20 protein-coding genes are annotated in these 20,513 nt (G+C 40.6%); 17 read left to right on the top strand and 3 right to left on the bottom strand.

The window, feature by feature from the left end; translation table 11 throughout:
- Positions 1 to 24: 24 nt before the first annotated feature.
- The 7 genes from PHQ42_01765 (at position 25) to PHQ42_01735 (ending at position 5,224) form a co-directional block, all read left to right on the top strand.
- On the top strand, positions 25 to 1,224 hold the full coding sequence (locus tag PHQ42_01765; protein MDD5071441.1) for a GerMN domain-containing protein: 1,200 nt from the start codon (positions 25 to 27) through the stop codon (positions 1,222 to 1,224).
- A gap of 17 nt (positions 1,225 to 1,241) precedes the next feature.
- Positions 1,242 to 1,979 carry an arsenite methyltransferase gene (arsM, locus tag PHQ42_01760; GenBank protein MDD5071440.1) on the top strand — a complete coding sequence of 246 codons (738 nt, stop codon included), beginning with the start codon at positions 1,242 to 1,244 and terminating at the stop codon, positions 1,977 to 1,979.
- Positions 1,980 to 2,015: 36 nt separating this feature from the next.
- Positions 2,016 to 2,483: a tryptophan-rich sensory protein gene (locus PHQ42_01755; GenBank protein MDD5071439.1), complete on the top strand. Its 468-nt coding sequence runs from the start codon at positions 2,016 to 2,018 to the stop codon at positions 2,481 to 2,483.
- Positions 2,484 to 2,594: 111 nt separating this feature from the next.
- Positions 2,595 to 3,155: a hypothetical protein gene (locus tag PHQ42_01750; GenBank protein ID MDD5071438.1), complete on the top strand. Its 561-nt coding sequence runs from the start codon at positions 2,595 to 2,597 to the stop codon at positions 3,153 to 3,155.
- Between the two features lie 116 nt (positions 3,156 to 3,271).
- The gene (locus tag PHQ42_01745) at positions 3,272 to 3,856 is read left to right on the top strand and encodes an RNA polymerase sigma factor (GenBank protein MDD5071437.1); all 585 of its coding nucleotides are present in this window, start codon (positions 3,272 to 3,274) and stop codon (positions 3,854 to 3,856) included.
- Between the two features lie 71 nt (positions 3,857 to 3,927).
- On the top strand, positions 3,928 to 4,707 hold the full coding sequence (locus tag PHQ42_01740) for a hypothetical protein (GenBank protein MDD5071436.1): 780 nt from the start codon (positions 3,928 to 3,930) through the stop codon (positions 4,705 to 4,707).
- Positions 4,708 to 4,777: 70 nt separating this feature from the next.
- Positions 4,778 to 5,224, top strand: coding sequence for a hypothetical protein (locus tag PHQ42_01735; GenBank protein ID MDD5071435.1), 447 nt, complete (start codon positions 4,778 to 4,780; stop codon positions 5,222 to 5,224).
- A gap of 122 nt (positions 5,225 to 5,346) precedes the next feature.
- Here PHQ42_01735 and PHQ42_01730 read toward each other — a convergent pair whose 3' ends face one another.
- Entirely contained in the window at positions 5,347 to 5,613 is a 267-nt protein-coding gene (locus PHQ42_01730) for a hypothetical protein (GenBank protein MDD5071434.1), read from the bottom strand.
- Positions 5,614 to 5,847: 234 nt separating this feature from the next.
- Here PHQ42_01730 and PHQ42_01725 point away from each other — a divergent pair, with 234 nt between their 5' ends.
- The 5 genes from PHQ42_01725 to PHQ42_01705 all read left to right on the top strand — a co-directional run bounded on the left by PHQ42_01725 (position 5,848) and on the right by PHQ42_01705 (position 11,063).
- Complete coding sequence (locus tag PHQ42_01725) at positions 5,848 to 6,048, top strand: hypothetical protein (protein MDD5071433.1); 201 nt, start codon at positions 5,848 to 5,850, stop codon at positions 6,046 to 6,048.
- Between the two features lie 283 nt (positions 6,049 to 6,331).
- Positions 6,332 to 6,835, top strand: a complete 504-nt coding sequence (locus PHQ42_01720; GenBank protein ID MDD5071432.1) for a type II secretion system protein — start codon at positions 6,332 to 6,334, stop codon at positions 6,833 to 6,835.
- A gap of 196 nt (positions 6,836 to 7,031) precedes the next feature.
- Positions 7,032 to 7,304, top strand: coding sequence for a metal-sensing transcriptional repressor (locus PHQ42_01715; GenBank protein ID MDD5071431.1), 273 nt, complete (start codon positions 7,032 to 7,034; stop codon positions 7,302 to 7,304).
- A 141-nt stretch (positions 7,305 to 7,445) separates the two neighbouring features.
- Positions 7,446 to 8,849, top strand: coding sequence for a sulfite exporter TauE/SafE family protein (locus PHQ42_01710; GenBank protein ID MDD5071430.1), 1,404 nt, complete (start codon positions 7,446 to 7,448; stop codon positions 8,847 to 8,849).
- An 18-nt stretch (positions 8,850 to 8,867) separates the two neighbouring features.
- Positions 8,868 to 11,063, top strand: a complete 2,196-nt coding sequence (locus tag PHQ42_01705) for a heavy metal translocating P-type ATPase (GenBank protein MDD5071429.1) — start codon at positions 8,868 to 8,870, stop codon at positions 11,061 to 11,063.
- Between the two features lie 163 nt (positions 11,064 to 11,226).
- Here the strand turns inward: PHQ42_01705 and PHQ42_01700 are convergent, their stop codons facing one another.
- A complete protein-coding gene (locus PHQ42_01700) occupies positions 11,227 to 13,647 on the bottom strand; it encodes an ATP-grasp domain-containing protein (GenBank protein MDD5071428.1) in 2,421 nt (806 codons plus the stop codon).
- A 596-nt stretch (positions 13,648 to 14,243) separates the two neighbouring features.
- Here PHQ42_01700 and rplJ point away from each other — a divergent pair.
- The 4 genes from rplJ to PHQ42_01680 all read left to right on the top strand — a co-directional run bounded on the left by rplJ (position 14,244) and on the right by PHQ42_01680 (position 16,910).
- Entirely contained in the window at positions 14,244 to 14,774 is a 531-nt protein-coding gene (rplJ, locus tag PHQ42_01695; GenBank protein MDD5071427.1) for a 50S ribosomal protein L10, read from the top strand.
- A gap of 87 nt (positions 14,775 to 14,861) precedes the next feature.
- Positions 14,862 to 15,305: a 50S ribosomal protein L7/L12 gene (gene rplL / locus PHQ42_01690; protein ID MDD5071426.1), complete on the top strand. Its 444-nt coding sequence runs from the start codon at positions 14,862 to 14,864 to the stop codon at positions 15,303 to 15,305.
- A 155-nt stretch (positions 15,306 to 15,460) separates the two neighbouring features.
- Positions 15,461 to 16,156 (top strand): deoxyribose-phosphate aldolase, encoded by a 696-nt coding sequence (gene deoC, locus PHQ42_01685; protein MDD5071425.1) that lies wholly within the window; start codon positions 15,461 to 15,463, stop codon positions 16,154 to 16,156.
- A 10-nt stretch (positions 16,157 to 16,166) separates the two neighbouring features.
- Positions 16,167 to 16,910, top strand: coding sequence for a TIGR00730 family Rossman fold protein (locus PHQ42_01680; protein ID MDD5071424.1), 744 nt, complete (start codon positions 16,167 to 16,169; stop codon positions 16,908 to 16,910).
- Positions 16,911 to 17,018: 108 nt separating this feature from the next.
- Here the strand turns inward: PHQ42_01680 and PHQ42_01675 are convergent, their stop codons facing one another.
- Complete coding sequence (locus PHQ42_01675; protein MDD5071423.1) at positions 17,019 to 19,382, bottom strand: hypothetical protein; 2,364 nt, start codon at positions 19,380 to 19,382, stop codon at positions 17,019 to 17,021.
- Positions 19,383 to 19,619: 237 nt separating this feature from the next.
- Between PHQ42_01675 and PHQ42_01670 the strand changes: the two genes are divergently transcribed.
- The gene (locus PHQ42_01670; GenBank protein MDD5071422.1) at positions 19,620 to 20,303 is read left to right on the top strand and encodes an ArsR family transcriptional regulator; all 684 of its coding nucleotides are present in this window, start codon (positions 19,620 to 19,622) and stop codon (positions 20,301 to 20,303) included.
- Positions 20,304 to 20,513: the final 210 nt, after the last annotated feature.

Genomic DNA, 20,513 nt, shown 5'->3' with positions numbered 1-20,513 from the left:
AAAATTTTTATAATTTTAATTTTTATGAAAAAAACATTAAAAATTTTTGGAGTTGTCGCTTTTATTTTGTTGGTTATTTTTATTTTTACATTTTTTATCGGCCGGTCGGCGGATTCCTGGCTTTGTAAAAACGGAGAGTGGGTGAAAATAGGGGAGCCGGACTATTTGCCCGAAGGATTCTGCGGAAACAAAAAAATAACCGGGGAGGACGAAATTATTTGCCAATCATTTCTTCCGGAAAATTGCCCTGAAAAATGCGTAGTTTGTCCGCCCTGCCCGGAATGCAGTTCCCTAAGCTGCCAAACGGAAGAGTTTTGCGCCGAGCTTGGCATAGGCAGGGAGTGGTATGAAAACATAAGAAATCAAATAAAAAGTTTTTCCGAGTGCGTGGCCGCTGGCAACGCGGTAATGGAAAGCTATCCGCGGCAATGCCGGGCCGGCAACCGGACTTTTACGGAAAATATCGGCAATGAGCTGGAAAAAATTGATTTAATCAGGATTGATTCGCCCCGGCCCAATCAAATTGTGGAAAGCCCTCTGCTTATAACCGGGCAGGCGCGGGGCAATTGGTTTTTTGAGGCTGATTTTCCCGTGATTTTGCTTAATAATAAAGGGGAAACCATCGCTTCGGCGATTGCCACGGCTAAAGATAGCCCCGCCGATGAAGGCGGGGCAGGTTGGATGACGGAAGATTTCGTGCCGTTTGAAGCGAAACTGGAATTTTTCGACGCTATCGGAGGGAGGGGAGAGCTTGTCTTAAAAAAGGACAATCCTTCGGGCTTGCCGGAAAATGATGACGCTTTAAGAGTGCCGATAATTTTCGGCGGAACAGAGGAGAAGATAAAAATAAAAGTTTATTTTAATAACAATAGACTGGATCCGGAATTTTCCTGCAATAAAGTTTTTCCAGCGGAGAGAGAAGTGATAAAAACCGAAGCTATTGCCCGGGCCGCCCTGGAAGAATTATTAAAGGGCGCGACCGAGGAAGAAAAAGAGGAAGGATTTTTTACGAGCATTAATTCCGGAGTTGAAGTCCAAAGTTTGACCATCAAAGACGGGATGGCTAAGGTTGATTTTGACGAACAGCTGGAATTTCAAGTCGGCGGTTCCTGCCGGGTGTCGGCGATTAGCGCCCAAATCAGGGAAACTCTAAAACAATTTTCAACAGTTGATGAAGTTATCATTTCAATCAATGGCCGGACCGAAGACATTTTACAGCCCTGATTATTATTACCATAATTATGAAAGACGACAATAAAACCAAAAAAATCATTAAAAAGCATTATAGTAAAATTGCCGCCGGCGGTTGTTGCAGTTGCGGTTGCCAGGCGGATAATGAACAAATCGCTAAAAGCATCGGTTATTCAGACGAGGAAATAAAGCTGGCCGGTGAAGCTAATCTCGGCTTGGGTTGCGGCAACCCGACCGGCTTGGGCGAAATCAAGGAGGGAGAGATTGTTTTAGATTTGGGCTCCGGCGCCGGATTTGATTGTTTTTTGGCGGCCAGAAAAGTCGGCCGGTCAGGAAAAGTAATCGGCGTGGATATGACCCAAGAGATGATTGACAGGGCCAGAGCCAGCGCCAAGAAGCATGGTTATAAGAACGTGGAGTTCAAGTTGGGAGATATAGAAAATCTGCCTATCAAGGATGATTCTATTGACGTGGTTATTAGTAATTGCGTGGTTAATCTTGCTCCGGACAAACCAAAAGTATTCAAAGAAGTTTATCGGGCGCTTAAAAAAGGGGGGCGGATGTATATTTCAGACATTGTTTTGTTGAAAAATCTCTCGCCCGAGCAGAGAAAAAACAAAGAATTGATAGCCGGGTGCGTTGGCGGCGCCCTTCTTCGCGATGAATATTTAAAAATTATTAAAGATGCCGGTTTTAAAGTAAAGGTTTTATCAGAAGACAAAGATATCAGCAAAAGGCAATATCAGAGCATACCGCTTGAAAGCCTGAAAGTTGAGGCCAAAAAGTAAAATTTAAATAAGTATAAAATTAAAGATTAGAATTATATGAATTACAAACGTCTAATAATTTCCCTGCTTTTGCCCCAATTAGCCGGATTAATCGGCTCTGTTTTTACGGCTCCGGCCATACCGGGCTGGTACGCCGGATTGGCCAGGCCTCCTTTTTCTCCGCCGAATTGGGTTTTTGCCCCTGCCTGGATCACTCTTTATTTACTGATGGGGCTGGCTGTTTTTTTTATCTGGCAAAAGGAATCTGAAAGCGAAAAAGAAAAATCAGCCGTTAACCTTTTTTGGCTGAACTTGTTTTTTAACGCCATCTGGTCACCGATATTTTTCGGGCTTAAGAATCCGGGCTTGGCTTTTGTTAACATTGTAATAATCTTGATTTTTATTATTATTTTGATTATAAAGTTTTGGCCGATTAGAAAGTTGTCCGCCTACCTTCTTATCCCGTATCTGGCCTGGGTGAGTTTTGCCTCCTGCTTAAATTATTATATCTGGATCCTGAATTGACAGATTAGATATTTTTATGTAGAATTTAATTGGTTCTTTTTGTTGGGCAGTTTTTCGGTTTCATAGCTTATTTTTCAATTCCACCCCTAATCCTCAAAGGAGGGTTTTTTCATGAAGAGATTTTCCGCGGTGTTTCTGGCGATTTTGGTTGCTATTTTGGTCGTTTTCGCGGCCTGCAACAAAAATCCGGTGTATGAGGCGACCGAATCGGTTTCCGAACAGGTTGTGGCGAAAGCGGCAGTCGGTGGCGCAGTCGGTGGTTTTGACGAATTCGGCTATAACTATCAGGCGCGGCTTTTCAACGGTCCGGCTGACGGAGTGGACCGCATACTGGACGGCAAAGTCTGGGGCGATCCTGTTTACGCCAAAGACCGTTTGGTTATGAAATGGTCAAAAGCGTGGGATGACGCCAAGTTTAACGGCGCTCCCTGGGGTCCTGACGCTTGGGAAAATAACGAATGGAACGGAAAAGTTCCGGGCGGCTCTGGCGAAACCTGGCATTACAAAATTATTTGGGTGGGGCCGCTGCTGGAATCCAGCCAATACTGGCGCGAGGGCGGATACGCCATCTGGGGGCAATTCGAAGTGATTTTTTCCCATGGCTCGGTTGACGGCGAACACATCTGGGACGCGCGCGCCAATCCGGCCGGATACGGCTTTGCCTCAAAGTAAAAAAACAAGGCATCACACAGGATGCCACAAGCGGCCTAGAAGATCGGGCCGCTTTTCTTTTTCCAAAAGAAAAGAAAATTCTTTATTTTGCGTATAAATTATTGTAGACTATATTCATGCCAGAAAATAACAATCATAAAGAAAAAACCGATGAAGAATTAGTTAATTTGTCTTTGAATAACCAAGATTGTTTTTTATATTTAATGAAGCGGTACGAAAAGAAATTGTTGGCTTATATCTTAAAAATATCAAGTTTTAACCATGATGAAGCCGAGGATATATTGCAGGAGGTCTTTATAAAAATTTATAAAAACCTAAATGATTTTGACACGGGTTTGAAATTTTCCTCCTGGGCTTATCGTATTACCCATAATCAGGTTATAAGCCATTATCGGAAAGTGAAGTCCAGGCCGCAGGCCGTTTCCTTGGATTTAAATGATAAAATTTTAGCGAATTTATCTTCTGATTTAGATATTCGGGAAGAAATTGATATCAGTTATTTTAAAAAAAATGTAAAGAAAATTTTAGAAAATTTAGATATAAAATACCGCGAAGTTTTAGTTTTGAAATTTTTGGAAGAAAAAGGCTATAAGGAAATATCGGATATTTTAAAAAAGCCGATGGGAACGGTGGCGACTTTAATCAATCGGGCGAAAAGAGAATTTAGACAGGAACTAGAAAGACAAAAAATTAAAATATAAAAATATTTACCCCGTTAGAAATTAACGAATTTTTGGCGGGAAGGGAATTTTCTAAATTGGTCAAATATTATATGGATAAAAAAAATAACAAAATTTCTAACGGGGTGAGTAATCTCGCTAAAGAAGTATTAGAAAAAATAAAAGAAAAACATATAAAACCCAAGCCGAGATGGGAATTTGCCTTAAGAGAATATATTATTTGGCTTTTTGCCGGAATTTCTTTTTTGGTAGGGTCTTTAGCCGTGGCCGTGATTATCCACATGGTAAGGAATAACGATTGGGATTTGCATGGGAAAGTAAGCGGTGGGTTGACAGCTTTTATTTTTGCCACTTTGCCTTATTTTTGGCTTTTGCTTTTGGCGGTTTTTATCGCCTTGGCTTATTATAATTTTAAGCACACAAAGGGCGGTTACCGTTTTTCCTTAAGGCTCTTGGTCATGAGCAGTATTTTGGCCAGCATGTTTTTGGGCATATTTTTTTATAATATCGGATTGGGCTGGTCTATAGACAGAATGTTTTCCGACAAGTTGCCTTTTTATAATAATTTGATATTTCACCGGAGAATGATTTGGGATAATCCGGAGAAGGGAATGTTGGCCGGGAAGATAATTTCTCGAATGCCAGGCGGTGATTTCAGATTCAAGGACTTGGATAATAAAATTTGGGTAATGCATGGGCAGATTTCTTCTTCCACGCCTTGGACGCCATTAGGGGAGCGGGGAATGATAAAGATTATCGGCGAGCCAATGGATAACTTTAATTTCCGAGTTAGGCAGATAAGGCCCTGGCCCGGTTGCGGGTGGCCGGGCCAAGATGGCTGCCCGATGATATTTAAGACCGTGAATGAATGAAAGAAAAAAATTTTGGGAGCGTATTATTAGACATAGAGGATATCCCAATTAAAAATTAAATTTTAAAATTATGAGCAAGAACAAAATAATTGTCGCTTCCGCCGGTTTGACCGCTATTATCGCGGTGATTGGCTTGGCCGCCGCTTCCTACGCGGCCGGCGGCAGAGGAATGAAGATCGGGTTTAGTCCGAAATTCTCCGAAGAAAACATTGAAATCAGGCAGGAGATGATGGAAAAAGCCAAAATTAGCCGTGAAGCCCTGGAAAAAGCTTTGGAAAACAATGATTACATCGCTTGGAAAACTTTGATGGAAGAGAAAAGAGGCGAGATGGCGAAAAGAATTGAAGAATTTTCCGCCAGAATTAACGAAGATACTTTTGCCAGGCAGGTGGAAATAAGGAAACTAATGAATGAAGGCAAATACGAAGAAGCGAACGAATTAAGGAAGGAAGCCGGTTGCGATTTGGGATTTGGCTTTGGCCCCGGCCGCGGTCTGAAAGCCGGTTGGAATAAGTAATTGGCTAAGGGCTTTTTGGAGCCTTTAGATAAAATTTAATACATAAGGAATGGGGAAAAGAAAAACAGTCCCGGAGGAGGTCTTCGGGACTGTTTTTCTTTTAAAAACAAAAAAGAGGTTTTTTAGACCTCTTTTATTTTTTTCAGCCATTTAGGCGAAACGAGCCTTAAACCGAAAGCAAAGGCCCGCCAGATTATAAGAAAGAGCCAAGCTATTCCCTTAAGAAGCAGAATCAGAATGCTTTTCAGCCAGGGACGTTTGTCAAAAAAGACAATGTGCCAAGGATTATGGGACCGAAGACTTTTTATGAATTTCGGCATTTTTGGCTTTCTACCAAATCGGCCATGGGCAATAATCGCCAAGATAAGCACAAGAAAAATTACACCCAAAATTTCCATTATTCCCCCTGGTTTTTTTAAGGATTTTAAACAGCAATAATATTTACTCAATATAGCATTTTTTTATATATTTGTCAAGTATTTCGTAATGGTTCAATGCCTTTGCGCCACTCTGGGGTATGCTTAAAGGTATATGCCGTAACATGGCATTGACGAGATAGAAAAAAAATGATATCCTAAAAAATCAAAAAATAAAGATTGTTTTTTTAAGCAAAGGAGGCGGGAATGCCTGAAATAAAAGATTTGTCCTCGGAATTAAAGAGAATAAGTGAAGAAAAGAAAGCGGTCGCTGAAAAAATTTGGGAAGCCGACCAGGCTTATGATGGTGAAGCTATAAAAATTCACCTAGGGAATTTTGACCGGCTTTCAACAAGGGAGTCGGAAATATTGGCAAGGCTCAAAAAGCTGCAACAGGCAAGGAAATAAGAGGCTGGGTTTTACACCTGGCCTTTTTTCTTTTACTTTTTTAAAAAATAAAAAAGGCCAAAAGCGTAGCAACTTGCGCCAATGGCTTCGTCGCGCTAACCGCGCGGGATTAAGGCGATAAGAATAAAAGTGAAGTGGTAAAGTTTGAGCATCGTCAGACGTAAAAGCTCAATTGCCCCTTCTGCTCAATCGTAGCAAGCTGCAGGGCATGTTTCTGACGAGGTCAAGAAAAATCGCCATCCTTAGTAATTTTTGCTATAATCTTGGTATAAATATAGTTTCTATGGCCATGCCGTTAAAAAAATATAATCGCGGTTTCACCTTGATTGAACTCTTGATGGTTATCGCCATTATCGCGGTTCTAGCTACTTTTGCCATGGTGGCTTTCTCCGGTACGCGGGCAAAAGCGCGCGATGCCAAGCGTCTAAACGACCTAAACCAGATAGGCCGTTTTCTAAGTTTTGGCTGTTTAACTCCGGAAACCGGAGCTGGAGAGTATGATTTAAATGAATTGATTGCCGAGTATAAAAGCAGATATCCGCAACAAGCCAATCTTCTTCCTAAGAATATCCGCGACCCGAAAACCGGCACGGATAGCGTATCCAATTATAAATATATAGTTTCGGTTGATAATAAGTGCGTCCTGTACGCTAATTTAGAAAATGACAAGCAGGAAGTAACTTTGCCGGGCCCATCAGAACCGACTCCGGGCGGAGGAAAGGGGATTTTCGCGGCTCCAGCAAGCGGTTGGAACGGAAGCAGTAAATATTTCCAGGTTTCAAATTGAATTAAATAATAAAATAATTAAATAATAAAATAATATAAAAAAAGATGGGATTCCCGTCTTTTTTACTAGATAAACTTCAGGCGGGAAGCGGGGAATATTGATACCCATTGACAGGATAAATTGTTTGATATATATTTAAGATATACCCATACCTATGGTGTGGGTGTGGATAACTCAATTTTAACTTATGAAAATTATGGACAACAAAAAAACGAAAACGCTAATTAATTTTAAAAAAACCCAGAGTCTGATGGCGAAAATTATAAGAATGGTTGAGAATAAAGAGTATTGCATTAACATTATGCAGCAGAATTTGGCGGCGATCGGTCTTTTAAAATCGGCCCACCAGATGCTTATGGAAAATCATCTTAATACCTGCTTTAAAAACGCTATGGCGGCCAAAAATGAAAAATTAAAGCAGGAAATGATAGAAGAGATTTTAAAGGTGAGTAAACTAGCAAATAAATAGAAATCTATGATGATGCCTATGAATTATGAGCACGAAAGCGCAAAAACACTCGTGTTTTAGTGTTTATAGTGAGCAAAATATTAACCGGAGATTATCTAAAATTATAATATAACGTAAATAATATAATTTCTCACTAAACCCATGCTTAAAAAAATTAAATTTCATATTTCCGGCCTTCATTGCCGGAGTTGCGAAACTTTGATCGAAACGGAAATTGACGTTTTGCCCGGCGTTAATAAAGTTGAGGTTAATTATAAAAGCGGTGAAGCGGAAGTTGTGTTTGATGATAAAAAAATCGGAAAAGAAAAAATTTTTTTCGAGATTAAGAAACTCAACTATCAGGTTAAAGACACGGAGGCTGGGGCTGATGAAAAAAAAGAGGGGGAAAAAAATTTTAATTCTAAGCCGTTCATGTACGGTTTGGCCATTTTTTTGGCTTTAGTTTTTTTAATAGAAATATATCTTATTATCCAGAAATTCGGCGGGTTTTCTTTACTGGCCAGATTGAACGAAGGTAATATTAGCTATGGCCTTATTTTTGTTATCGGCCTTTTGGCCGGCTTCCATTGCGTCGGTATGTGCGGCGGGTTAGTGGTGGCTTATTCCGCCAGCCATATTAAAGGGATAAAAGATCTGCCGGACGCGGAAAGAAAGAAAAAATCGTTAGCGCCGCATTGGCAATATAATGCCGGGCGTTTTATTTCTTATACCTCTATCGGCGGTATCCTAGGCGGTGTTGGTTCTTTTTTTGGCATTAACCCGACTTTTACCGGCATAATTACTTTAGGCGCCGGTTTGTTTATGATTTTAATGGGCTTGTCTTTCCTAAGCAATTGGCAGGTCTTGGAAAAGACAAAGCCAAGAACTCCGCAATTTATCGCTCGGTTTCTCTATAATCAGAAACATAGCCGAAATGCCAAAGGCCCCTTTATTATTGGGCTTCTTAATGGCTTTATGCCTTGCGGGCCATTGCAAGCTATGCAGCTTTATGCCTTGGCTTCCGGGAGCGTTACGAGAGGAGCGATCAGTATGGCGGTTTACGTTTTGGGCACGATTCCTTTAATGTTTGGTTTTGGCGTAGCCCTGTCTAGTATAGGCCAGCAATACACAAAAAAGATAATAAAGGTTTCAGGCGTCTTGGTTATGATTCTAGGATTATTTATGGCTAACCGGGGGCTTACCAATTTCGGCTACGGCTTTAACAACCTTAATTTTAAAAATAATGTCGGGCAAAAAGAGCTTCCGGTAACTGGGGACGCAAAAGAATATCAGACCGCCAGAATGGAATTAACCTATTCAGGCTATAAGCCCAATGTCCTTTACATTAAAAAAGGCGCGCCGGTGCGCTGGGTAATTGAGGTTAAGCAGATGAGCGGCTGCACAGACGCAATCATGATAGAGTCTCTGGGCATAAAAAAAGATTTGCAGTATGGTGAGAATATTATAGAGTTTACGCCGCCGGATAATGTTTCGGAAATAAAATTTTCCTGTTGGATGCGCATGGTCTGGGGCAAATTTATAATTATGGATAAAAACGCAAAATAAATTAATAATTAAAAAAATATGAAAAAAATAATTTTGAAAATTAAAGGCATGGATTGCGCCAGCTGCGCTATCAATATTACCAAGCGTCTGGAAAAGCAAGCTGGCGTTATTTCGGTTAATCTTAATTTCGCCACGGAGAAAGCCAATATTGAGTATGATGAAAAAAAGACAAGTTTAAAAAATATAAAAAGAGTTATTACGGATACTGGCTACCAGATTAACGAGGGAGATAAGCATAAAGACCATGGGCAGGGAGAGCCCGGCGGGCATGAACATGATGGCAATGAGAAGAAACTGAAAATGAAAGTTATCGCCGCCATTATTTTAACTTTACCGGTTGCGGTTAAGATGATTTGGGCCTGGGAAATTAGAGGAGAGTTTTTGGGGATTTCAACTACGGACTGGCTCCAGGCAATTTTAACCTTTATTGTGGTTTTTATTTTTGGCTGGCAATTTCACAAAAACTCTTTAAAACAAGCCCAAAGATGGGAGGCCAATATGGACACGCTTGTATCGCTGGGCACAGCCGTGGCTTTTGGCTACAGCTTATGGGCTTTACTTTCCGGTGGGCATTTGTATTTTGAGAGCGCGGCGGTTATTACCACTTTAATTTTATTAGGTAAATATCTTGAAGTTAAAACAAAGGGCCGGGCTTCTTTGGCGATGAAAAAACTGATGGAACTGGGCGTAAAAAAAGCCAGAATGATTCATGAGAACGGGGAAGAAATGGAAATGGATATAGCCAAAATAAGAATTGGCGACATTCTTCTGATTAAGCCAAGCGAAAAAATTCCTTTGGACGGGATTATTATAGAAGGGCAGTCTAGCGTTAATGAATCAATGCTTACGGGCGAAAGCCTGCCCATAGCCAAGGCCAAGGGTGATAAAGTTTTTGGGGCAACCTTAAATCAGGACGGAATAATAAAAATTAAGGTTACGCAGGTGGGGGAAAATACTGTTTTGGCCCAGATTATTAAGACCGTGGAAGAGGCCCAAATTTTTAAAGCGCCGATTCAGAAATTGGCGGATAAAATCGCCGGCATTTTCGTTCCGGTTGTGATAGTTATCGCTGCTTTAACTTTTGCTGGCTGGTATTTTATAACCGGTAATTTTTCTCTTGGCTTGATAAATGCGGTCGCGGTTTTGATAATCGCCTGCCCCTGCGCTTTGGGCATTGCCACGCCCGTGGCCGTAATGGTCGGAACCGGAGTGGGAGCCAGAAGCGGGATTTTAATTAAAAACGGGGAGAGCTTTGAAAAAGCTAAAAACATAGATACAATTATTTTCGACAAGACAGGAACTTTAACCAAGGGCGAGCCAAAGGTGGAAAAAATTTTAATAAACAAAGAATATAATCTCGGAGAGGAAAAAATTTTAAAGATTGCCGCTTCCTTGGCTTCTGGTTCAGAGCACCCCTTGTCTAAGGCGGTAGGGGAATTGGCCGAAGAGAAAAATGTCCTTTTGGCGAAATTAGAAAATTTTAAAGAAAAGCCAGGAGAAGGAGTAATGGGAATCTGCCAAGAGCATAAAAAAGAATTGTTACTCGGCAACCGGAAGCTGTTTGCAGCCAAAGGAGTAAGTACCGGTTGGTTGGATAAAATTTTGGAGGAATATAAAGATTCCGGGGGAACTGTGATTTTTGCCGGGCATGGCGGGGAAATTATAGGCGGATTTCTGATCGCTGATGAAGTTAAGGCCAGCGCGGCCGGGGCAATAGCCGAAATTAAAAAAATGGGTCTAGAGCCCGTGATGATCAGCGGTGACAATAAAAATACGGCTCGGATCGTGGCCGGGAAATTGGGCATAGATAATTATTTGGCGGAAGTGACGCCAAATGAAAAGCAGGCCGAAGTGAAAAAAATTCAGGCGCAAGGCAAGAAAGTGGTTTTTGTCGGAGACGGTATTAATGACGCGCCGTCCTTAGTTCTGTCTGATTTAGGCATAGCCATGGGTTCGGGCACGGATATTGCTAAAGAATCAGGCAATATTATTATTATGAAAAATGACCCACTAAAAGTTGTGGAAGCGATTAAGCTGGCGAAAAAGACTTTTAAAATAATAAAACAAAATTTATTCTGGGCCTTTTTCTATAATACGGCCGCCATACCCTTGGCTATCTTAGGGCTGGTTAATCCGATGATTGCGGCGGCCGCTATGAGTCTTTCCAGCGTTTCCGTAATTACTAATAGCTTAAGGATTTACAAAGGGAAGTAATATGAAAATTCATTCTAAAATAGGCAAGCGACCGGGCCGGCCGGCTTATCGCACGCCGTCGTCTTTCAAATATAGAAAAAGTTTATGGGCGGAGGAGAGAAGGATAAAAAAATAATTTTGCCAATAAAAAATGTAGAGGAAATGGTTATTTCCTCTACATTTTTTATATAAGATTTCCCTGCAAATGGTAGTAGGGCGGCCGGTTTTTATATCGCCTGATTGTCATCCTGATTATTTCCTCCAGAAAGTCGCCATAGTTCATGTTTAAAAATTCAGCCGCGGCCGATACGCAGTCGCCGATATTTATGGAAGGATTGGGGTTTAATTCCAGGACATAGGGATTATTGTTTTTATCAACCCGGACTTCTACCCGGCCATAATCGTGGCAGTCTAGGATATTATAGGTATCTAGAGATATTTCCGTTATCAAAGATTCCAGTTTTTTGCTGATATTTTTTGCCGGCCTTTGCACCGTTATGCCTTGTTTATAGGCTGGGTTATCCGTCCATTTGGCGTCAAAAGGATAAATATGCCAATAGCCCTCCGGCATCTTGTCAAAAATGGAACGCGACAAAGGCAAAACTCGCAAGTCGTCTTCCTCGCTGCCCAGGATAGAAACATCATATTCGTCGCCTTCAATATATTCTTCCACCAGGGCCGGCTGGTCCATTTCCTCCGTAACTTTTTTTATCTGCCTTTCCAGGCCAACCTTATCCGTGACGACAGAATCGTTAGTTATGCCGATGGAATTGTCAGTATTGGCCGGTTTGATAATCAAGGGATATCTCAGGTCGTCATCAATTTTATCTTCCAAGCTGTAAGCGTAATCCCATTTCGGCGTGGGAATATTATGGTAATTCAGCAATTTTTTTACCCTGATTTTATCAATGCATAAACCCAAGGTAAAGGGATTGGATCCTGTGTAAGGAATTTGCAGGGTATCAAGAATGGCGGCGACATGCGGCTCAAGCAGGCTGGAATTATTAATCCTTTCGCAAACATTAAAAACCAAGTCGACATTGCTTTTTCTCAAGTCATTAAAAGCTTTGGGCAGATCATTAAAATCGAAAAAAGTGACTTTGTATCCTCTTTCCTTGAGGGTTTTTTCTATATTTTTTCCAACCGAAGTAAGGTCCGCTTCCACGGCCATTTGCTCATCCTGATAGATATTGCAGGCTATGCCGATATGGAGTTTGCGCTGGTCCTCCACCTTGAATCTTTTAATCCTTTCAATTTTAGCCATGCTTCTAAGCAGATTTTTGTTCATAGCGGCCGAAGAAAAGCGGTTGCGGCGCAGAGTTTTCCCAATTGAGGAAGACGGATCGAATTTTACCACCTCGTACTTTATGTATCTAAGGATATTTTTCAGGTTGTCTTCGGCGTCAAGGGGGTTGTTTCCGGAAACGCTCACCCAGCCCAAATATTCGTAACCTTCGGGCGGAACCAAAATCGGGTCGCCGATTTTTTTGAAAATATGCAATTCTTCCAAATGCTCATTTTTTTTAATGTTTTCGTCAATATTCAATTTTACCAAGATGCCGGAGTATTCCGGTATAAAATCGTAGCTGACAAGGTATTTGTGGGGTATTTCCGGTTTTTTAATTTTTTCTATATAAACTCCCAGGGCGATTTTTACTATATTTTCAATCAAGTCCACTTGCCAGGCTTCCGTAGTGAAAGAATAAGTTTCGTCTCCGCCCATTCTTAAGTTAGTTTCTATCGGCACCGGGCCTTCCTTTGTCATTTTGGCTTCAAAATGGATGCAGCCGTTCTGGACCCCCAGCTTTTCCAAAATCATTTCCGCCATTTCCGTTAAAGCTTGCTGGTCATTTCTGGGCAGGCTGGAAGGAATGGCCCATTGGGTTTCCACGAAAAATGGTTCAGCGGTTTTATAATTGTCCACAATGGAAGAAAATTTTATTTTTCCGTTCTGCAAAATTATATTAATATCCACTTCCTCTCCGTCAATATATTCTTCCGCCAGTATTTCCAATCCGTCGGACAGCGCCGATTCGGCTGTCGCTGACATATTTTTTTTAACGTAATTATAGGTGTTGGCCAGTTCCTCTTTATTTTCCACCTTAACGACAAAAGCGCTTGACGATCCGTAAGCCGGTTTTATTACCAGGGGGAAATTAAAATTTTGGCCGATATAATCAAGGTCTCTGTATTTTACCAAAGCGTACTTAGGAGTCTTTATTTTATTTTCTTGGCAAAACTCCCTGAAAAGATATTTGTTTCTGGCCTTTTTGGCAATTTTGAAAGGAATGCCGATAAGATTTAAGCGGTCCGAAATTTTGGAAGCAAGAAGAACGTCGTCTTCCCAAAAAGTAACAACGCCGTCAATTTTGACGGCTGGATTGGCGGCCAGAAAAGATTCCAGAGCCTCAAGCGCCTGGCCATGGTTATTGGTATCAGCCAAAATCCAATGGTCAACATAACCGGTCGCCCAATTTTTTTCCCTGTTCAGGGCGACAACGGTTAATTCCATTTTTTTTAATTTTTTTAAAATGAATTTCTTTTTTACGGATCCGGTGTTAACTAAAAGAATGGTTTTACCCTGGAAATTTCCGTTTGAGCTCATAAATTTTTTTCCTCCCTAAAACTTTTAATAATAACGAATATGAAGATGGCCTTTATGAATAAATTATAATTTTTTAAAGAGCAAATGTCAAGAGAAAAAATGAAAAATAAAAGATAAAAAATAAAAATTATTCTCCTCATCCGTCCTTTGTCATTCCGAACGGAGTAAAGCGGAATAAGGAATCGCCCAGACCGGATGCGGATTAAACTAATTTTGCTTTTTTATAATTTTAAAACCCACCTAACCCCCTTTTCAAAAGGAGAAAATCCACTCTTGACATATTTTTATGATGTGTTATTATATTAATAACTGAATAAGACCGCAGACAGCAGGCGGAAAATGAGTAATTAATAATGAAAAATGTATAATGATTTAATAATTTAGTCATTATTAATTATAAATTATTCATTATTCATTCTTTGTAAGACCTGCCGAGGTAAGAAGCCGATTTTTCGGTTTTTGAAGTCTGTGGTTGAAACACAGCTTTTTTATTTAATACAAATTACAAATCAGGCACAAATATCACAAATTGGAATTTATTATTTTGAATTATTTGTGTTATTTGTGATAATATTTATGAATTTGTAACAAAAGATATGCCTAAAACAAGAGAGCAAAAAAAGGAAATTTTAGAAAATTTAACCGAAAAAATAAAGCGGGCCAAGTCGGTTGTTTTCGCCAAGTTTGATGGCCTGGGAGTCAAAGAAAACGAAGATTTGAGGGATAAGCTTAAAAAAGGAGGGAGTGAATATTATGTGGCTAAAAAAACTTTGATGGATTTGGCTTTTAAGGACAGCCAGGTTAAAGATTTGAGTATCAGAAATTTTGAAGGAAAAGTAGCGGCTATTTTCAGTTATGATGACGAAGTCGCCCCGGCCAAAATTACGGGTGAGTTCAAAAAAGGGACGCCGGAAAAGATTAGCTTTCTCGGCGGGATTTTAGAGAATAAATTCATTTCCTCGGAAACGGTGGAGACTTTGTCCGCCCTGCCGGGCAAAAAGGAATTGTATGCCAAGATGGTTGGCTCCATGAAAGCCCCTGTTTCCGGTTTTGTTAATGTCCTTTCCGGCAATCTGCGCGGCCTGGTCTGCGCTCTAAACGCGATTAAAGAAAAAAAAGTTAATTAAAATTGAGCAATAAATTAATAAATTAACCCGCCCGCAATGCCTGAACCCCGTAAAGCGGGATGATGGCGGGCGGGTAAAAATAATTTTATGGCAGAAGAAATTAAAACAACCGCTCCGGCTGAGCCGGGGACGGAAGAAAAAAAGGAAGTGGAAGTTCCTGAAAAATTCAAATCTTTAGTCGGAGAGATTGAAAAAATGTCCGTCCTTGATTTGGCCGAATTGGTTAAAATCCTGGAAGACAAATTTGGCGTCTCCGCCGCCGCTCCGGCCATGATGATGGCTGGCCCGGTTGCCGGTAATGGCGCTCCGGCCGAAGAAAAAACCAGCTTTGACGTGGAGCTGACCGAAGCCGGAGGCAACAAGATCGCTGTGATTAAAGCGGTTCGAGTTGTGACCGATATGGGCTTAAAAGACGCTAAGGATTTGGTAGACGGCGCTCCGAAAATGGTGAAAGAGGGCGTGAAAAAAGAAGACGCGGAAAGTATAAAAAAGACCTTAGAAGAAGCTGGCGCCAAAGTGACTCTGAAATAATCCAATAAAGCAAAAAAACAAAAAAGGCGGAACTTGCGTTCCCGCCTTTTTTTGTGGCATCGGCGTTTTTTTTAAGGATAATCATTTTTGCCAGCCAGCCTTTTTATGTTATAATGAAAGAGTTGTATTATTTATAAATTTTAAAAGATAAAATTATGGCCAAGAAAAAAGCCGCGACCAAAAAATTTGATAAAAAATTCGTCGCCTCCATGATAGACCATACCAACATAGAGATTTCCGCCGCAAAGGCGGATATAGAAAAATTGTGCGCCGAGGCTATTTATTATAATTTCCGCGGCGTTGACGTGCGCCCCAAATGGGTCAGGTTGGTGAAAAAAGAGCTTAAAGGGACTAAAATAAAAGTTGTGGTTTTGGTTGATCCGCCCATAGGATTGAGTCCCCGCCAGAAAAGAACCATGGTTTGCAAAAAAGCGAAAGCTGATGGCGCTGACGAACTTGACGTGGTGATGAATTTGGTTGATGTTAAACATGAAAATTGGCCCAAAATCCTGAAAGATCTAAAGGGAATAAGCAAAATTTTGCCGACCAAAGTTATTATCGGCTCCGGTTATTTAACCGACGAAGAAATTGTTAAGGCTTCGGAGATTGTAAAGAAGTCCGGAGCTTTTTGCGTTAAAACCGCGACCGAAAAAGATCCGCTAGAGAGAAGGGAGTTAACGGAAAAAGCTTGGCATTTAAAGCTTATGAAAAAGGGCGCTCCGGGGCTCTTAATCAAAGCCTCGGGTAGAATAAGCAATCTTGATGATGTGAAAATAATGGTTAAATCAGGCGCTGATATTATCGGCACGAGTTCCGGCGTCAAAATAATGTCCGGTTTTTCTAAATTATAAAAATAACAAAATGAAAACAATAAAAAAAGCTTTGTCTAAAAAAAATATAAAACCGATAAAAAAACGAGCAACCGCCCCTCTTTATCCAGATCCAGATTTACCGCCGGTTAAAGAGGATTTTCGTAAGACTTTTGAGTGGCGGATATTTAAGATAATGGCTGAATTTATTGACGGTTTTCATTTTCTGGCCGATTTTAAAAAAACAGTTACCGTTTTTGGTTCAACCGTTTTGCCGGAAACAAATCCGCATTATAAGGCGGCGCGTAAATTCGGAGAACTTATGGCGAAAAGGGGATATACGATTATAACCGGGGGCGGCCCGGGAATAATGGAGGCGGCTAATCGCGGGGCTTTTGAGGCCGGCGGCGATTCAATCGGTATCAATATTGAACTTCCCGAAGGCCAAAGAATGAACCGGTATGTCAACAAACCGATCGGTTTTAATTATTTTTTTACCAGAAAAGTGATGCTGTCTTTTTCTTCCGACGCCTATATTTTTTTTCCGGGCGGCTTTGGGACTTTGGACGAGTTTTTTGAGATGGTCACTCTGGCGCAAACAAAAAAACTCGGCCGCAAGGTGCCGATAATTGTTGTTGGCCGAGATTATTGGGAACCCCTTTTTAAATGGCTCAAAGAAGGTGTTTATGGAAAATATGGAGCGGTAAAAAAGGCCGATTTGGATATAATAAATATCGTGGCAACGGCCGAAGAAGCGGCGAAATTAGTTTCCAAACTTGTTGCGAAAAATAAATAAATTTAAGGCAGGAGCGGAGTTGAAGCTGAAATTTCCTTTATTCTTGTATATTTTAGCCAAGCGGCAGAGTTATTCGCGGAAGATTTTGCCGTTTTTATTTTTTTATTTTTAGAAATGCGTGGCTTCAACTGCATAAATTTTTGTCCCATCCAAGAGATATATTTTTTTACCTCTCTCGTCCGCATCAAAATCTTTTAGATTATCAAGGCCGTTAAATTGGTATTGGATCAAAAATTCTCCGGTTTTATTAAAGACGGCTAAGCGTTTTTGGGCTGGCTCCAAGATATAAATATATTCCAAATCAGGAGAGACGATAATTTTTTTAGCGGAAATAAAGGCCGGGTCAATCGTTTTTTGGTTAAACTCCTGTTTTTCCCCTTTTAAATATTTAGAGATTTGCCCGTCAGAATTTAAGACATAAATCTGGCCGTCAATTGAAAAGCTTGCGGCGGAAGAGAAATCCGTTTTGCTTCTCATCCATTTTTCTCGGTTAGAAAATCCGGCTCCGGTTTTGCTATAGCGGTAAATTTGTCCCTCAGTTTTTTCCAGGAGATAAAGCTTGTTATTATAGCCGCTGGCGGCCAGGATGTTTTCTCTGCCTGTCGGCAGTTCAATCGCCAAGTTAGAAATTTCTTCCGTTTCCGTATTAAACTGGACGATTGAATCGTTATTCAGATAATAGATAGTTTTATTTTTATCAAGAACGGGATAGTCAAGCGATTTTATCGGTTGGTTCAGGTCGGTAACAGCCGTAATCAAGCCATTGTTTAAATCAAGGGTATAAATGGTTTTTTGCTTCCCATCACCGGCATAAATTTTACTGCCGGCTAGAATTATATTTGAAGCCTCGGCTTGGCTGTTGAGGTTAGAAAAATCAGCCAGCTCCTCCCCGGTTTCAATCCTTGTTATATGCCTTATTTTTTCCAATTGTTGGGCGTGTTTTTCCGCGATTTTCACATAATATTCTTCTTGCGCTGAAGTTTCCCGCAGAAGTTCGCTTATCAATTTTTCCAATTCGCCAAGAATAATTTTGGCCCCCTCCTCATTATTGTAAAGAAGGTTGGCATCAACCTGATTTTGTTTCTGTTCAACCGTTTTTATTAAGCCATCCAAGGCTATCTTTTCCGCCTCTTTTTTATTTTTTACGCCGGTGAAGCACAAGCTTACGGCAAACAACAAGAGGCAGCCGAGAGCGGCAAAAAAGAAAATTTTATTTTTTTTGCCAAGGCTTTCAAACCAGAGGCGGATTCCTCCTATTTTTTCTCCGATGTTTTTTTTGCCGGATTTTATTTTGGCGATAATTTTTGCGCCCAAGATTTTGGCCTGCTCCCGGCTGGTCAGGACTTTGAAAAGGTAGACAAGAAGATTAATTAAGTTAGCCAAAACATCTCGCAAGAAAAGGATTATTTTTTTGCCAAAAACCCAGGTTTGTTTCCGCTTCAAGAATATTTTGTCTTTTATCAGGAAGGTTTGGCTGTTTTTGCCGCGGGCTGCCGGAGATTTTATCTTGTCTGAAATTATGGCCGGAATTTTAAGCCATTTTTTAAAATTTATAATGCCGGAGGGCATGAGAAGTTTTTCCGTTTTTTCTTCCGTGTAATTCAAACGGCTGATTGAATTCTCGGCGGAAACCTGGGCCGCCGGTTCACTTTCCGCCGCTATCTTCAGGCCCGTTGTGTTTTTTATGAGGACTCCGAGGAAGGAGACATAGGCGTTGACGCCGCCCAAGATATTTTTGATCTGCTCAATGGCTCCGGCCGGAGGCAATTTTGTTACGATATCAGTTAATTGTTTGCCCGAGAGATATTCGGGCAGAGTTTCGTTAGTGGATAAAAAATAACCGCCGGTTGGGATTATTCCGCTCACGATATTGGAAAACAGTTTTGTCGTTCCGCTGGCTCGAACGCCTGGTTTTTTGGTTTTCCCGGAGTTTCCCGCTATCTGGGCTTTATTATTTTGGCCGATATCGGCTATTTTATAGCCTGTTTCTATTTGGGTTTTGACGGCGTTTCTCGCCTTGCCGGGCGTTTTTTTCGGTTCTTCCCGATGTTTATAAATAAGGAGGCAACGATTTTTTCCGGTATTGGAAAGGTGGAGTTCATTTTCATAAGCGACGCCGACGGTCATATTAAATGATGCCAGCGGGATTTTTATTTTTTCCCTGTCCAAAAATTCAGCCAACTCTTTATTGGTTTTTGCCAAGGCTGTTTCAAAAATATGCTCCACCTTTAAAGCGCTTATTCTCTCCCGCAAGATTATTTTTTCATTTTGATAATAATTATGGTTCAAGGCATTAATCAAGAAGTTTATGATTTTTAAGGCCTCGCTTCTTTTTGAGTCGATTTCAACCAGGGCAAAAAGCTTTCCGGCCAGCGCCTCTTTATTGGCATCCGGCTGGGCGACAAAAACCTCGCTCGTTCTATCGGCGTTTTGGGCGGAATTTAAAATCAAAGAAGTTATTTTATAATACATAAAACTTTAAATAACCAATGACCAAGAAACAAATTATAAATAATAACCAAACACCAAATTCCAATAACCAAACTGTTTGATTATTAAATATTGCCCGCCCCGCTTCGCTTGGCGAGGCCGGGGAGATTTGCTTGGTTATTGGTTCTTGATTATTGGTTATTTCCATTGGAGCAATTGACTTATGCCTTTTTATATTATACTATAAATCCATAAATTAAGTAAACCATAAAATAAATTATGCTGGGAAAATTATTCGGCTCTAACACGAGAGTAAAAATTCTAAAACTATTTCTTCTCCACCCCGGGGAGAAATATTATATTCGCCAACTGGCCCGAGATTTAAAATTACAGGTCAATTCCGTCCGCAGGGAACTAGAGAATCTGGAAGAGTTTGGATTGCTTTCTTCCCACACCGGCGCGGGGGAAGAAAACGCCCTTCAAAAATCCCAGGAGGAAAAGCAAAACATGGAAAGATTGTTGCGGGGAGAAATTGTAAAATCAGCCGTGAAAAAAGTTGATGCCGTAAATGCCGGCGGCGGTGAGAAGAAATATTACCAGGCAAATAAAAATTTTGTCCTGTTTGAAGAGATGAAAGCCTTGGTTGTCAAAGCCCAAGTTTTGTATGAAAAAGATTTCATCAAGAAACTTAACAAAATCGGCAGTCCGAAACTTTTTATTTTAACCGGCGTTTTTATAAATAGCCAGCATGCCCCGACCGACATGCTTATTGTCGGGCGCATAAACAAAGACAAGTTGGCCAGGACAGTCAGAGAATTGGAAAGAGAAATGGGCCGCCAAATAAATTATACCCTGATGGATACAAAAGAATTTAAATACAGAAAAGACATTACTGATATTTTTTTATATAGTATCCTGGAAGGAAACAAAGTGGTCGTAGTAGATGAACTGGGCGTAAGTTAAAAGCGAGAAAATAAAAAAAATAAGATAAACCGCTCTGCGCCAGGGCGTTTTATTTTTTCCATAAAGCGCGGGTATTTAATCGCTGGGTATACTAAGGCAGTTGGAACAAGAGTAAAATTAAACTAGCTAATAATTAACTCTCTTGTTCTATGATCGCGCTCTTAAACCAGGTCCCTTCTGAGACCAAAATCAGAAAACAATTAAGAAAAA

This window comes from Patescibacteria group bacterium, assembly GCA_028711655.1.
Taxonomy (GTDB): domain Bacteria; phylum Patescibacteriota; class Patescibacteriia; order Patescibacteriales; family JAQTRU01; genus JAQTRU01.
The sequence above is the reverse complement of the archived record's forward strand: the minus strand, read 5'-3'. Positions and strand labels throughout refer to the sequence as shown.

Excerpts from the sequence above, each read along its gene's own strand:
- PHQ42_01720 (MDD5071432.1), top strand. The coding sequence starts at position 6,332 with ATGGCCATGCCGTTAAAAAAATATAATCGCGGTTTCACCTTGATTGAA.
- rplL (MDD5071426.1), top strand. The coding sequence starts at position 14,862 with ATGGCAGAAGAAATTAAAACAACCGCTCCGGCTGAGCCGGGGACGGAA.
- rplJ (MDD5071427.1), top strand. The coding sequence starts at position 14,244 with ATGCCTAAAACAAGAGAGCAAAAAAAGGAAATTTTAGAAAATTTAACC.
- PHQ42_01680 (MDD5071424.1), top strand. The coding sequence starts at position 16,167 with ATGAAAACAATAAAAAAAGCTTTGTCTAAAAAAAATATAAAACCGATA.
- PHQ42_01705 (MDD5071429.1), top strand. The coding sequence starts at position 8,868 with ATGAAAAAAATAATTTTGAAAATTAAAGGCATGGATTGCGCCAGCTGC.
- arsM (MDD5071440.1), top strand. The coding sequence starts at position 1,242 with ATGAAAGACGACAATAAAACCAAAAAAATCATTAAAAAGCATTATAGT.
- PHQ42_01765 (MDD5071441.1), top strand. The coding sequence starts at position 25 with ATGAAAAAAACATTAAAAATTTTTGGAGTTGTCGCTTTTATTTTGTTG.
- PHQ42_01725 (MDD5071433.1), top strand. The coding sequence starts at position 5,848 with ATGCCTGAAATAAAAGATTTGTCCTCGGAATTAAAGAGAATAAGTGAA.
- PHQ42_01675 (MDD5071423.1), bottom strand. The coding sequence starts at position 19,382 with ATGTATTATAAAATAACTTCTTTGATTTTAAATTCCGCCCAAAACGCC.
- PHQ42_01710 (MDD5071430.1), top strand. The coding sequence starts at position 7,446 with ATGCTTAAAAAAATTAAATTTCATATTTCCGGCCTTCATTGCCGGAGT.
- PHQ42_01740 (MDD5071436.1), top strand. The coding sequence starts at position 3,928 with ATGGATAAAAAAAATAACAAAATTTCTAACGGGGTGAGTAATCTCGCT.
- PHQ42_01755 (MDD5071439.1), top strand. The coding sequence starts at position 2,016 with ATGAATTACAAACGTCTAATAATTTCCCTGCTTTTGCCCCAATTAGCC.
- PHQ42_01670 (MDD5071422.1), top strand. The coding sequence starts at position 19,620 with ATGCTGGGAAAATTATTCGGCTCTAACACGAGAGTAAAAATTCTAAAA.
- deoC (MDD5071425.1), top strand. The coding sequence starts at position 15,461 with ATGGCCAAGAAAAAAGCCGCGACCAAAAAATTTGATAAAAAATTCGTC.
- PHQ42_01750 (MDD5071438.1), top strand. The coding sequence starts at position 2,595 with ATGAAGAGATTTTCCGCGGTGTTTCTGGCGATTTTGGTTGCTATTTTG.
- PHQ42_01700 (MDD5071428.1), bottom strand. The coding sequence starts at position 13,647 with ATGAGCTCAAACGGAAATTTCCAGGGTAAAACCATTCTTTTAGTTAAC.
- PHQ42_01735 (MDD5071435.1), top strand. The coding sequence starts at position 4,778 with ATGAGCAAGAACAAAATAATTGTCGCTTCCGCCGGTTTGACCGCTATT.
- PHQ42_01715 (MDD5071431.1), top strand. The coding sequence starts at position 7,032 with ATGGACAACAAAAAAACGAAAACGCTAATTAATTTTAAAAAAACCCAG.
- PHQ42_01745 (MDD5071437.1), top strand. The coding sequence starts at position 3,272 with ATGCCAGAAAATAACAATCATAAAGAAAAAACCGATGAAGAATTAGTT.